The 14,105-nt window shown below is 68.6% G+C and carries 9 protein-coding genes; 6 read left to right on the top strand and 3 right to left on the bottom strand.

Going from position 1 to position 14,105, the window contains the following annotated elements:
* Position 1 precedes the first annotated feature (1 nt).
* Entirely contained in the window at positions 2-883 is an 882-nt protein-coding gene (locus tag AC1DW3_RS24215) for an alpha/beta fold hydrolase (protein WP_477935697.1), read from the top strand.
* 15 nt (positions 884-898) lie between these two features.
* Here AC1DW3_RS24215 and AC1DW3_RS24210 read toward each other — a convergent pair whose 3' ends face one another.
* The gene (locus AC1DW3_RS24210; protein WP_477935695.1) at positions 899-3,829 is read right to left on the bottom strand and encodes a helix-turn-helix transcriptional regulator; all 2,931 of its coding nucleotides are present in this window, start codon (positions 3,827-3,829) and stop codon (positions 899-901) included.
* Positions 3,830-3,870: 41 nt separating this feature from the next.
* Positions 3,871-4,500, bottom strand: coding sequence for a Sua5/YciO/YrdC/YwlC family protein (locus tag AC1DW3_RS24205; protein WP_477935693.1), 630 nt, complete (start codon positions 4,498-4,500; stop codon positions 3,871-3,873).
* 266 nt (positions 4,501-4,766) lie between these two features.
* On the opposite strand from AC1DW3_RS24205, the gene gmk reads away from it, so the two are divergent.
* From gmk to AC1DW3_RS24180, 5 genes are all read left to right on the top strand, one after another.
* A complete protein-coding gene (gene gmk / locus AC1DW3_RS24200) occupies positions 4,767-5,387 on the top strand; it encodes a guanylate kinase (protein WP_477935691.1) in 621 nt (206 codons plus the stop codon).
* 23 nt (positions 5,388-5,410) lie between these two features.
* Entirely contained in the window at positions 5,411-5,614 is a 204-nt protein-coding gene (gene rpoZ / locus AC1DW3_RS24195; protein WP_025563690.1) for a DNA-directed RNA polymerase subunit omega, read from the top strand.
* Between the two features lie 185 nt (positions 5,615-5,799).
* A complete protein-coding gene (locus tag AC1DW3_RS24190) occupies positions 5,800-8,058 on the top strand; it encodes a RelA/SpoT family protein (protein WP_477935689.1) in 2,259 nt (752 codons plus the stop codon).
* 272 nt (positions 8,059-8,330) lie between these two features.
* Entirely contained in the window at positions 8,331-12,077 is a 3,747-nt protein-coding gene (locus AC1DW3_RS24185; RefSeq protein ID WP_477935687.1) for a TonB-dependent receptor, read from the top strand.
* A gap of 2 nt (positions 12,078-12,079) precedes the next feature.
* On the top strand, positions 12,080-13,567 hold the full coding sequence (locus AC1DW3_RS24180; protein ID WP_477935685.1) for an SEL1-like repeat protein: 1,488 nt from the start codon (positions 12,080-12,082) through the stop codon (positions 13,565-13,567).
* Here AC1DW3_RS24180 and greB read toward each other — a convergent pair.
* Entirely contained in the window at positions 13,548-14,105 is a 558-nt protein-coding gene (gene greB, locus AC1DW3_RS24175) for a transcription elongation factor GreB (RefSeq protein ID WP_477935683.1), read from the bottom strand. The genes AC1DW3_RS24180 and greB overlap by 20 nt on opposite strands.

The raw sequence follows: 14,105 nt of genomic DNA, 5'->3' as shown, positions 1-14,105 counted from the left end.
CATGACCTGCGACACCTGCAATGAATTCACCGTTCCCGTAGCGCCCGGGGTCCAACTGGCGACCGAGACCTTAGGTGATCGCCACGCCCCGGCGATCCTGATGATCCAGGGCGCCGGCAATTCCATGGTTTCCTGGGACCGCAGCTTCTGCCAGCGCCTGGCGGATGGCGACCGCTTCGTGATCCGCTACGACAGCCGCGACACCGGCCGCTCGACGAGCTGGGAGCTGGGGCGGCCAACCTACGGCCTGCGTGACCTGGCGGCCGATGCGCTGGCCCTGCTCGACCACTTCGACGTGCGCAAGGCCCATGTGTTCGGCGTCTCCCAGGGGGCCGGCATCGCCCAGCTGCTGGCCATCGACCATCCCGACCGGGTGGCCACCCTCGTCCTGATGTCGGGCACGCCGGGCGGTCCCGGACACGAAGCCGGCGACCTTCCTCCCGTGCACGAGGCCATCCGCAGAATCTTCAGCGGCGAAGCCGGTCCGGCGGAACCGGATTGGACCGACGGCGAAGCGGTGGCCCGTTATCTGGTGGAGGGCGAGCGGCCCTTTGCTGGTGGCGGCATGTTCGACGAGCACTGGGTGCTCGAGACGGCGAGATGCATCCAGAAGCGCAGCCTCGACCTCGCGGCGCAGCTCACCAACCCCTTTCTGATCGACGCCGGCGCGCCCTGGCGGCAACGCCTCGGCGCCATTCGCGCACCGGCCCTCATCCTCCACGGCGACAGGGATCCGCTGTTCCCGCTCGAGCATGGCCAGGCGCTGGCGCGGGAGATCCCCGACGCAGAGCTGGTGCCGCTGGCCGATGTGGGCCACGCCCATGTGTTCCCGGCCGTCTGGGAGCGAGTTTCAGGCCTCGTTCTGAGGCACACCGAGCGCTGAGGCCTGGCGGGGCTTCTATCGGCGGCTGGTCAGTCCCAGCCTGTGCGCGACAGCGCCTGCCGCGCCGCGGGTGCGGACGTCGAGCTTGGCCAGGATGTTGGTGACGTGGACACTCGCCGTCTTGGCCGTGATGACCAGCTCGGAAGCGATCTGACGGTTGGTCTGGCCTTCGGCGACGAGACGGAGCACTTCCAGTTCACGGCTGGTCAGCGCAAACGGCGCTGGGGCCTCGGATGCACCGCCCGCGCCGACGCGCCGCTGCAAAGCCAGCACGCGGATGCGCTGCAGCAGCGGCTGCGCGCCCAATGCCGAAGCCAGACGCTCTGCCTCCTGCAAATGGGTGGCCGCCGTCGCCCGTGACGGTTCGAGCGCAGCCGCACGCGCCAGCGCATACGCCCGCTCCAAGGGCTGCCCCAGGTCCTCCCAGAGCCGCGCCACGCTGAGCCATGGCGCGGCGGCCGGCCGCTCACCGAGCCGGCCGGATTCGGCCGCCACGAGTGCCGCATAGGCAAGCTCGGCCGGGCCCGGACGCGGCAGTTGGCGCGCCACATCGGTGAGCTTCTTCAAGGCGCCCGCATCTGCATCGGCCTCCACATGAACCCGTGCCGCGACGGCAAGCAGCGGCCAGCCTTCCTGTGGCGCGGCGTGCCGGCAGCGATCCACGATGCCGGCCGCAGCGCGGCAGGCCGAAGCGGCATCGCCCTCGGCAAGCAGCAGGTCGATGGCGAGGCGCTCGATCGACAACGGCCGGGCCAGCAGGTCTTGCGGCAGCAGGCGCAGCTGCGACAGGCCGCGCCGCGCGGCTTCAAGATCGCCGCGGAGCAGTGCGATCTCCGCCTGCCCCAAAACCAGCAGCGCGCGCCCGAAAGGCGTCGGTTCGGCGTCGAGGGCCTGTTCCAGCACCGCGATCGCGTCGCTCCATCGCCCGCAACGCTGCAGCGCACGGGCACGGTTGCTTGCGATCGTGGGACCGATATAGCCGGCCTGCCCGACCTCCAGGCAGCGCTTGGCGGCCTGCGCCGCGCGTTCCGCGGCCCGTTCGTTGCGCGCCAACATGAGCTCGACCTCGACCTGCGCATTCATGGCCAGCACTTCCAGCCAACCCCAGGGGCAGGCCATGGCGGACAGCTCGCTGGCGTGGCCCCGCGCCTCGCCCGACGACGCCTCATCGCCGCGGCTGGCGCCGCGCCGGCAGGCATCGACCGCTTCCTGCAGCTCGGCGCTGGTGTCGGTGCCGCGGCACAGGCCGAGCATGGCGCGGGTGATGCGCGCATCCATCCGGCCCGTCTCGTCGTCGGTGTGGGCGGCCGCCTCGGCAAGCTCGCGGGCCGCCTGGTCTGCGGCGTCCAGGCGCCCGCGCAGCAGCAAGGCGCGGCATTGCTGGGCGAGGCACTCGATGCGCAGGCGCAGATTCTTCGTGAGGCGCAGGGCCTCTTGCAGGTCTTCCAGCTGCCCGGGCAGCAATTGCTGGTGGCGCAGCGGCGCGCGCTGCATGCTCAGCAGCGCGCTCACGCGTTCGGGGTCGCCGGCCTGGACCGCCTGCGCGAGGCCGATCTCGGTGAGCCGCATGCCCCGATCGGTCTTGCCGGCCCAGCAGGCGGCGTTCGCGGCCTGCTCCACGATGTCCAGATGCGAAACGCCTACCCGCGACCGGGCATCGGGCACGCGTGGCCAGACGTCGAGCATCAGGTCGAGCATCTCCAGCTGCTCGACATAGGACGTCGCCTCGCCGGCCTCGCGAGCGCCGGCCCATGCCGCGGTGAAGGCCTGTTCGTCCTCGCTGGCCTGGTGCCAGTGCCGCGCCAGCGCCAGCGTCGTCCAGCAGTTGCGGGCCAGGGCGGGATGGGCGGCCATGGCCAGCGCGTAGGCGCCGTGAAGCCGGCGCCGTTCGCCCACCAGCATGTCGCTCTCGACGGCCTCCCGGATCAAGCGGTGTCGAAACACGTAGCCGTCACCCTCCTTCACGAGCACGTTGGCAGCCAGGGCCGGATGGAAGCACTGCTCTACGTCGACTTCGGACAGCCCGGACACGGCCGCCACGATGGCGGGCCGGAACACGCTGCCGCCCAGGGAGGCCGCGCGCACGACGGCCTGCGTGCCCGCCGGCAGGGCGCGCACCGCCACCAGCAGCAGCTCGTTGAGCGATTCGGAAACCTGATCGCGAACGCCGCCCTCCGCGCTCACCACCGCTTCCGCATACAGCGGATTTCCTTCGCTGCGGGCGAACACGGCGCCCAGGGTCGCGGTTTCCGGCTCATGGCCCAGGATGCCGCCCAGCTGTGCCGCCACTTCGGACCGCGTCAATCGAGGCAGGCGCATGACCTTGACCGACGGCAGCCGCCCCAGCTCGGCGAGCACGGTGCGCAGGGGATGGTCGCGGTGCACGGCATCCGATCGATGCGACCCCAGCACCAGCACGGGCACGCCCGTGATGTTGGTGGCGAGATAGCGCAGCAGGTCGCGGGTGCCGGCGTCGGACCAGTGCAGATCCTCCAGCACCCAGACCAGGGGGCGCTCATGGGCCAACTTCTCGGTGAGAAGGCGCACGACCTCGAAGAGCCGGGAGCGCACGATGCTCACGTCCGGCAACGCCCGGGGCGCACCGAACTCGGGCAGCAGCCAGGCGAGGTCACCAGCGCTGCTGGTTCCAATCAGGGCGACAACATCGCCGATGCTGCGCTCGCGCACCAGGCTTCGAATGGCCGCCGTGAAGGGCGCATAGGGCAGGCCGGATTCGGACTGGTCGGTGCAGGCGCCTGAAATGACCGTGGCGCGATCGCCGATGCGGCGGGCGAATTCCGCCAGCAGCCGTGTCTTGCCGCCGCCGGCTTCGGCGGAGATCAGGACGACGCGCGACGTTCCAGCGACGCAGGCGTCGAAGGCATCGTCGAGCTGCGCCAACTCCGGCGCTCGTCCCGCGAAGACGGGGCTGGCAAGCTGATCCATGGCTGATCGGCCGACTGTCGCACAGCGGGCCTCCCCTCAGCTCAAACCGCCAGCTGCATCTCATGCCCGGCGGCAGCAAGAGGCCAGCGCGCCAGGCTCGGCCGCGAGGGCTCGAACAGCCGCACGCAGGTCAGGCGCTGCAGCGTGGCCATCGTGCCGGCGTCCAGCGCAACATCCAGCACGGCGCGGGCGTCCGAGGACAGCTCATCGAGATCCGCGACCTCCAGCCCCGGCTGCGGCGGCAGGGCCAGCAGCGCTTCGTCGACATGGCCCAGCAGGCCCTGGCAGGCCGGATGGGCGCTGAAGTACAGCAGGCCAGCACCGCCGGCTGCGCTGGCCAGCCGGCGCGGCACGCGGTGGGTACAGCGCAGCTGGAATGCGGTGGAACCGGCGTCAGCATCCCGGATGGCCCGGAAGGCGCGATCGTCGATTTGCAGATAGGTGGCGGCCTGGGCGAGGTCGCGGCACAGCAGCATGAGGGGCTGGCGCTCGTCGGCGCGCCGCAGCAGTCGGGCGGCGGCGGCCTTGTCATCGAGCCCGCAGGCCATCAGATAGCCGGCGGCCGTCGGCAGCGCGGCCACCGCACCGGCCCGTAAACGGTCGGCTGCTGCCTGCAGCAGCCGGGCTTGCGGGTTGTCGGGATGAACCTCGTAGCGTTGATAGCGTGGCATCGTGTGGACCTCGTCATGCCTTAACGACGGGCTCAAGATAAGGATGACCAGCCTCCGGCCGCGTCAGACAAGTCGCCACAGTACTGCCGGATCGGGGCCCGAAAAGCGCGCTGGAATGCCAAAAATGCCGGACCTGCCCACCGCGTCCGAGGGGGTCGCGCACGGCCGCAAGCTAAAGTCCATGCTTGATCAATCGTGGGGTCGTAGCAAAAACTTCGCGGGCGACAGGCACTTAGCCTTGCCCCACCCCAGCGTCGAATACATCCATGGAATATCCCGGCAATCTTTTCGTCGTCGCCGCTCCAAGCGGCGCGGGCAAATCCAGCCTTGTGAAGGCGCTGCTGGAGCTGGATGCCAAGCTGGCCGTCTCCATCTCCCACACCTCGCGCGCGCCGCGCGGCCAGGAACAGCATGGCCGCGAGTACTGGTTCATCACGCCGGAGGAATTCCGGGGGATGGCCGAGCGCGGCGAATTCTTCGAATGGGCCGAGGTCCACGGCAACCTCTACGGCACCTCGCGTACCGCCATCGAGGCGCGCATGCAGCATGGCGACGACGTCGTGCTCGAGATCGATTTCCAGGGCGCGCTGCAGATCAAGCAGCTGTTTCCCTATGCCGTGCTGATCTTCATCCTGCCGCCGAGCTGGGACGAATTGCAGTCGCGACTGAACCGCCGCGGCGACACCGAACCCGAGGTCATCGCCAAGCGCATGGCCAATGCGCGTCTCGAGGTGGCGCAGGCGCAGAACTTCGATTTCGTCGTCGTGAACGCGGTGTTCGACACCGCCGTTTTCGACCTCAAATCCATCGTCCACGCGCAGCGGCTAAAATACCTGGCTCAGCGGCGCAACCGCTCTGCCGTCTTTCAGGCGCTCGATCTGCCCTGATCCCGCTTCATTCAAGGAACACCATGGCCCGCATCACCGTCGAAGACTGCCTGACCAAGATCCCGAACCGCTTCCAGCTCGTGCTGGCCGCCACCTACCGCGCCCGCATGCTGAGCCAGGGCCACAGCCCCCGCATCGAGAGCAAGAACAAGCCCGGCGTGACCGCCCTGCGCGAAATCGCCGCTGGCGAAGTCGGCATCGAGATGCTGCGCAAGGTTCCGGTCTAAGCACCGTCCTCACTGCCACACGGGCGCCCTCGGGCGCCCGTTTGCATTTCGGGCCGAGCGCCGGGCCGCTCTCTAGCCGGCCCGCTTGGGCGATGTGCATGCGGCTCAATGCCGCATGCATCGCCGTCACCTAGGGGGCTCCTTGGACGAGGGGCCTCTTACCTTCGTATAAATTCGGGGCCAATATGGCCCAACGTTCCCTCACCGCCTGGTTCACGCTGCCTGGATTGCGCCAGCCGGCGCCGCCGACGCAGGCGGAAGCCGCTTCCTTTGATGCTCTCGCCCCCAAACTCGGCTATCTGAGCAAGGCGGAGGTCAAGCGCGTGCGCGAGGCCTACAAGTTCGCCGACGAGGCCCACCTGGGCCAGAAGCGCGCCACCGGCGAGCCCTACATCACCCACCCCATCGCCGTCGCCGGCATCTGCGCCGAATGGCGGCTGGACGCCCAGGCGCTGATGGCGGCGTTGATGCATGACGTCGTCGAGGACTGCGGCGTGTCCAAGACCGAGCTGATCGAGAAGTTCGACGCGACGACCGCCGACCTCGTCGACGGCCTCACCAAGCTGGACAAGCTGCAGTTCTCTACCAAGGAGGAATCGCAGGCCGAGTCCTTCCGCAAGATGTTGCTGGCGATGGCGCGCGACCTGCGCGTCATCCTCATCAAGCTGGCCGACCGCCTGCACAACATGCGCACCATGGGCGCGATGGCGCCGCACAAGGCGCGCCGCATCGCCCGCGAGACCTTCGACATCTACGCGCCCATCGCGCACCGCCTCGGCCTGAACCAGACCTTCCGCGAGCTGCAGGACCTGTCCTTCCAGTATTTCCACCCCTGGCGCTATGCGGCGCTCAGCAAGGCCGTGGGCAAGGCGCGCGGCAACCGGCGCGACCTGGTGTCGCGCATCGAGGCCGAGATCCGCGCGGCCTTTGCCAAGGCCAGCCTGCGCGTCGAGGTGCAGGGCCGCGAGAAGACCGTCCACTCCATCTACAAGAAGATGCGCGAGAAGGGCGGCCTGTCCTTCGCCCAGGTCAGCGACATCTTCGGTTTTCGCATCCTGACCGAGGAGCCGCTGCAGTGCTACACGGCCCTGGGCGTGCTGCACCAGCTCTACAAGCCGCAGGCCGGGCGTTTCAAGGACTACATCGCCACGCCCAAGGACAACGGCTACCAGTCCCTGCACACGACGTTGATGGGGCCGCTGGCCACGCCGCTGGAGTTCCAGCTGCGCACCGAAGGCATGCACCAGATCGCCGAACAGGGCGTGGCGGCGCACTGGATCTACAAGAGCCGTGGCAAGCAGGCCTCGGCGCTGGTGGCCCAGCAGGCCAACGCGCGCTGGCTGCAAAGCCTCATCGACATCCAGGACGAGACGCGCGACGCCAACGAGTTCCTCGAGCACGTCAAGATCGACCTGTTCCCGGACGCGATCTACGTCTTCACGCCGAAGTCCAAGATCATGGCCCTGCCCAAGGGCGCGACGCCGGTGGACTTCGCCTACGCCATCCACTCCGACGTCGGCGACCACTGCGTGGCGGCCCAGGTCAACGGCGAGGCCGTGCCGCTGCGGGCCGAGCTGCGCAGCGGCGACATCGTCGAGATCATCACCGCCCCCGGCGCCAGCCCCAACCCGGCCTGGCTGAGCTTCGTGCGCACCGGCCGGGCCCGCTCCAAGATCCGCCATTACCTGAAGGACCTGGAGCAGGAGGAATCCCGCGAGCTGGGCGAGAAGATGCTGGCCCAGGCCATGCGCGTCGAGGGCCTGGGCCTGCCCAGCCTGGAGCTGGATGACGCGGCCGCGCCGATCTGGCATGAGCTGGCCGCCTGGGCAGGCAGCGCGAGTACCGAGCAGCTGCTGGTCGACATCGGCGCCGGCCGCAAGATCGCCACCATCATCGCCAAGAAGCTGGCCCGCCTGATGGCCGACCAGGGCCAGAAGCCCGATGCACTGGCACTGACGCTGGGCCGCTTCACCGAAGCGCCTTCCCACCAGGGCAGCGTCACCATCGACGGCAGCGAGGGTGCCTCCGTGCAGCTCGCCAGCTGCTGCCGCCCCATCCCCGGCGACGAGGTGCGCGGCTACCTCGGCCGCGGCGAAGGCCTGATCGTCCACACCTGCGAGTGCGCCGTCGGCCGCCGCCTGTTCCAGCGCGACAGCGAGCACTGGATCCAGGTCGAATGGGCGGAGGAGCTGACGCGCAGCTTCGAGGCCGGCATCGCGCTGCTGATGCGCAACGGCAAGGGCGTGCTCGCCCAGGTCGCCCAGGCCGTGGCGCAGGCCGAGGCCGACATCACCCACATCTCGATGAGCGACGAGGCGCAACTGCGCGAGACAGCCGAGATGACGCTGCTCATCGCCGTGCGCGACCGCCTGCACCTCGCCGATGTGCTGCGCGTGCTGCGCCGCACCGCGCCGGTCCAGCGCGTCTGGCGCGTCAAGCCCTGAACGCGCCGGGCGCTTGCGGGCGCCCCTGTCGCTGACAGCGTTGGCGGCCAATCACGGCCGTGACTGTTTCTGTTCGCTTCCCCGGGTTAACCAGTGTTTCTGGGCCCGGTATTTCTTTTCGGGATAGCAAACAGGCCAAAACGAATTTCTCCCGGTTACGGCGGCTGCTTAAGGTCGCGCCACGGCCAGCAAAAGTAAAAAAGTCATACTTTTGTAGGCCACGCGATTGACCCACAACAAGCCCGGGACCCCACCGGAGCGCGGAGAAGACAGTGAACAAATTCAGCAAGCCTGCGGTGGCGACCGCTGTTTCCATGGCCCTGGCCCTGTGGGCCCAACAGGCCGCCATGGCCCAGGAAAGCGGCAACGCCGCAGCCGCCAAGCCCGACGACGCCAAGCCGGCCGCGCGCAAGCCCGCCGCGCCGACCCAGGAGCTCGAGACCGTGCTGGTTGTCGGCACGCGCCAGTCTCAGCAGTCCAGCATCAACCGCAAGAAGAACGCGGCCACGGCCCAGGACTCCATCGTGGCCGAGGACGTCGGCGCCTTCCCCGATCGCAACATCGGCGAGGCCATCTCGCGCATCGCCGGCGTGGCGCTGGACCGCGGCGACTTCGGCGAGGGCGTGAACGTGTCCATCCGCGGCAACGGCGCCGAGCTGACCCGGGTCGAGCTGGACGGCATGGGCGTGCGCTCCGGTGCCGGCACCGACCTGCTGGGCGGCGGCGACGGCCGCGGCACCGAGTTCCGCGAGCTGTCGTCCGACCTGATCAAGAGCGTCGACATCGTCAAGGGCTCGACGGCCGCGATGACGGAAGGCTCGCTCGGCGGCGGCATCATCATCACGACCCGCACCGGCCTGGACTTCGACAAGCCCTACTACTCCTTCCGCGCGGCCGGCACGCAGAGCGACCTGAACAAGAAGACCACGCCCAACTACAACCTGGTGCTGGCCGACAAGTTCCTGGACAAGCGGCTGGGCATCATCGTCAACCTGAACAAGTCGCGCTATCAGAACGAGCAGCACGGCGTCACCCAGGGCGGCAGCAACAACCAGCAGGGCCTGGTGCGCCTGGGGGACTTCGACAACTCGCCCGAGAAGACCTTCACCTTCAACCCGAGCACGCTGTCCAAGACCGACCCGGCCGCCACCGCCACGCTGCTGGCCTCGCCGCTGACGGCCGGCGGCTTCTTCAACGCATCGACGCCGATGGAGCTGCTGACCAAGTCGGCGGCGGCCCAGAGCAAGGCCGACTGCTTCACCACCTTCCCCAACCTGACGACGGCACAGACCAACGCCATCGTCAGCGCCAACCGGACGGCCGCCTACACCCAGCGCCAGAACGAGCAGCTGACCTGCCTGAACCAGTGGAACGACTACACGCCGTCGCAGACGGCGGGCTTCCGCTTCAACTTCAAGAGCCAGGATGACAGGCGCACCGGCGGCGACATCCGCCTCGACTTCAAGGTCAGCGACGCGCTGACCCTCTACACCAAGCTCAGCGCCAACAAGCGCCACGTCGATGACATCGTCGGCTTCCTGGGCGTGGGCAGCAGCCCGGTGTTCAACGGTGCCTTCACCGACAACGTCACCGCCAACACGCGCGGCATCGTCGCGGGCAACACGCTGTCGGCCTCGGTGCTGCCCAACACCTACTCCTTCCGCGCCAACAACGCTCCGCTGATCCAGGGCGCCACGACCAACATCCTGCCCGGCTACACGGTGGACTCGACCCACCACGTGACGAGCTATTCCACCGGCAACGGCTCCTACGGCACCGACACCATCTTCAGCAGCATCGACACCGACTCCAAGACCTTGGTGGGCGGCGGCGAATACCGCGACGGCCGCCTGAGCGCACAGTTCCTGCTCGGCACGACCAAGTCGACCGCCCTGCGCTACGACCGGCGCGCGGCGTTCAGCTACCTCTATGGCGTCGGCAACTACGCGCTGCAGCCCAACGGCCTGTGGGCCTTCACGCTGCCTGCCGGCAGCACCAACGACCAGCTCAACTTCCCGGCCTATGCGCAGCTGAACCCGGCCGTGGCCGCGGCGGCCTTCCCCGCCTCGGCCGTCAACCCGCTCTCGGTGCCGGCCTACACCGCCGCGCAGCGGGCCCAGTACACCAACAACACGCTGCTGCAGGTCATCCGCTCCTTCGACACCGACAGCGCCGAGAAGACCGGCAAGCTCGACCTCGCCTACAACGTGGTCGACAAGATCCCCTTCCTGACCTCGATCAAGGGCGGCCTGAACTACCGCGACACCAGCGGCAACTTCTGGGCCGGCGCGGGCGGCACCATCAAGGAGCCGGTCGGCACCTACGGCACCGCCGGCTTCGTGCCGGGCGTCTACATGCCCCAGGTCAACACGCGCTGGAACGTCGTCGGCTGCGAGAACACGCCCGGCTCGCTTGCCGCTGGCGGCCAGCCCTGCGCCGCCAACGGCTATGCCCCCAACAACCAGCTCAACACCGGCATCGGCGGTGTGGCCGCGGGTACCACCACCATCACGCGGGCGCAGTACGAAGACCTGATCCGCCAGACCATGACGCTGGCCCCCGCCGGCCAGTTCTACGCCGGCTCCAAGGACCGCCCGTCGACGCTGATCGACGGCTGGAACCAGATCGACATCGACAAGCTGTTCGCGCTGGCCGGCGTGCCGGTGCGCCTGGATTGCTTCCGCAGTTGCACGGCCAGCGACGGCAAGGTCTACGACATGCCGGTGACCCAGTTCAGCGAAAAGTCCAAGGCCGCCTATCTGATGACGGACTTCGAGATGGACCGCGTGCCCTTCACCGACTGGGCCCTGCCCTTCGGCATGGAGCTGGCGGGCAACTTCGGCGTGCGCATCGTGCAGACCGAGGTGGCCGGCACGGGCTATATGACCTTCCGCTCCATCCGCAAGACGTCCAGCTTCGACCCGCTGAACCCGACGGCGGCGGCCGGCTTCGTGTCCACCGCCTTCAGCCAGAACACAGCGATCTCGGGCAAGTCCACCGACGTCATGCCCTCGCTGAACCTGGCCCTGTGGCCGGTGCCCGAAAAGGTCGCGCTGCGCTACAGCATCGGCAAGACCATCGCCCGCCCGCCGGTGTCCAAGCTGCTGCCCTCGGGCACCACCTGCACCTACAGCGAGATCGTCGAAGACAACCCGGACGACCCGGACGGCAGCGCCGCCGACCAGGGCTGCTCGGGCACCATGGGCAACCCCGAGCTCAAGCCGCAGACCAACGTCAACCAGAACCTGTCCCTCGAGTGGTACGCCAACCGCGACACCATGTTCACGGCCGGCATCTTCCGCCAGCGCGGCCTGATCGGCGCGCCCACCATCGGCACGGTGCGCCAGAACACCAAGGTGTTCGCCACCAGCAGCGTCATCGACCCCGTGTCCGGCATTCCGCTCAAGGACATCGAGTTCGGCTTCACGCAGTGGGACAACGCCCAGCCGGCGACCCGCCGCGGCATCGAGTTCGGCATGAAGACGGCCTTCACCTTCCTGCCGTCCTTCCTGCGCTACACCGGCATGGACGCCAACTACAGCTATGTGCGCTCGACCCAGGGGGCCCCGGTGCTGGACCTGATCAGCGGTGACGTGCTGCCGGTCGCCAACGAGCCGAAGTACTCGTACAACGCTTCGCTCTGGTACGACGACGGCGGCTTCCAGGCGCGCGTGGCGCTGCAGGTCGTGGCCCCGCGCTACTACACCTTCTCGCCGAACACGTCGACCAACGTCGGCGTCAACAACTACACGTCCGTGGGCACCACCGGCTGGCGCCTGCCCTACAACCCGGGCGCGCCCATCTTCGGCAACCGCACCGCCTTCGTCGACGCCAAGGTCTCTTATCGCTTCAAGAACGGCCTGGAGCTGTTCGCCGACGTGCGCAACCTCACCGGCGAGCGCACCCAGAGCAGCACCGGCGGCTACCAGGACTATGCCGACGGCATTCCCAGCATCTATGGCGACGGCTACAACGGCCGCCGCTACATGGTGGGCATGACCCTCCGCAGCCCACGCTGAGCATGCGCGCTCCCTCAGTACACGGCCTGGTGCTGCTGGCGCTGGCTATGCCGGTGGCCTGGGCCCAGAACGCCGCGCCCGCCAACACGCTGGACGGCGTCAAGGTCACGGGCCAGCGCAACGGCGGTGTCGACCCCTCGGTCGTCACCGCCGCCAAGAGCAAGGTGCTGTCGCGCCAGTTCGCGTCGTCCTGCGCATTCATGAGCGGCTACTCGGCCGCCGAGGATGAGGTCACGCTGGCCTATATGCGTGACTTCAACCTGCTGGACAGCCCGTCCAACGAGGCCGAGCGCTTCAGCGACCTCAGCCCCGACGGCAACGCCAAGACGGCCACCGTCGGCAGCGCGCTGGAGGGCAGCAGCGGCGACACCGGCAGCACCGCCGACGCCATGGCGCCTTCCACCGCTTGCTCCAAATCCGACAGGCGCTTCGCCGCCGGCCGCAACTGGATCGCGCGCAAGGACAAGTCGCTGACCCAGGCCTTCGACGCCTACGAGGCCGGGAACTTCACCGAGGCTCGTGTCAAATTCGAAGAGGGCTGGAACAAGCTCGGCTACGAAGAGGCGGCCATGATGCTGGGCCGCATCCACCTGCTGGGCCTGGGCACGCCGGCCAGCACGCCCAAGGCCATCGAATGGCTGCGCAAGGTCATCGACGCGCGCTACGACCCGGTGGGCGACCGCCTGCGCTTCGACCCGCAGAAGCCCGACAACATCAACACCCGCGTCGAGGCTTCATTGCTGCTGGCGCGCATCCACCTGACGGGCCAGGGCACGGCGCGCAACCCGGCCGAGGCCTACCGCTGGTGGAAGCAGGCACTGGACTATGGCTTCGAGCCCGCCGGCACGCTGCTGGGCCAGGCCCACCTCAGCGGCATCGGCACGGCGCCCGATGCCAGGCGCGCGCTGTCCTATCTGCAGGCCGCCGGCGAGGCGGGCCATGTGCCTGCCCTCTACCTGCTGGGCCAGCTCTACCAGCATCAGCTGCCGAAACAACCGGACGGCGTGCCGCTGGACCTGCCGCGCGCCGGCGCCTACTACAGCGCCGCGGTGAAGGCCGGCCATGTCGAGGCGACCTACGCCGCGGCGCGCATGCTCGACCTGGGCGAAGGGGTGCCAGCCGCGCCCGAGCGCGCCATCGTGCTCTACAAGGCCGCCGCACTGAAGGGCCATGCCGATGCGCAGAACGCGCTCGCAACCTTCTTCTACCGCGGCGAAGTCGTCGAGCAGAACCTGGCGACGGCCCGCCAGCTCTTCCAGGCGGCCGCCCAGCGCCGCCAGCCCGAGGCGATGTTCAACCTCGCCGTCATGCTGGCCCAGGGCCAGGGCGGGCCCAGGGACCTGCCCTCCGCCTACGCCTGGCTCAGCCTGTGCAAGACAGTCGGCCATCCGCAGGCCGAGGCGGCACTCGCGAGCGTTGCAACCAAGCTGACCGCGGAGGAGCGCGCCCGCGTCGACGACCTGCTCAAGCCTAAGGCGCGGGGTAGCTGACCTCGACGACTTCGATCTTCTCGACGCCCACCGGCGTGACGAGGTTGAGCTCGTCGCCGACGCGTGCCTTCAGCAGCGTGCGCGCAATCGGCGAGATCCAGCTGACCTCGCCGGCCAGGCTGTCGGACTCGTCGATGCCCTTGATCGTGATGGTCTTCTCCTCGCCCTTGGCGTTGGCATAGGTCACCGTCGCGCCGAAGAAGATCTGCTCGGAACCGAAGTGGACGCTCGGGTCGGCGACTTCGGCGATGTCCAGGCGCTTGGTCAGGAAGCGCAGCCGGCGATCGATCTCGCGCAGCCGCTTCTTGCCGTAGAGGTAGTCGCCGTTCTCCGAGCGGTCGCCGTTCTTGGCCGCCCAGGACACGACCTCCACGACGCGAGGCCGCTCCACGTCCAGCAACTCCATGAACTCCGCACGCAGCCGCGCATAGCCGGCCGGCGTCAGGTAGTTACGCGTGCCGGCTGGCAAGGCAGGCAGCGAGGGACCGTCCTCGTCATCGTCGGCCGCGTCGGATTCCTTGGTGAAGGCCTTGCTCAT

Source organism: Roseateles sp. P2_H4 (assembly GCF_056403315.1).
Note: the sequence above shows the minus strand (reverse complement) of the source record. Positions and strands in the feature narration are given on the sequence as shown.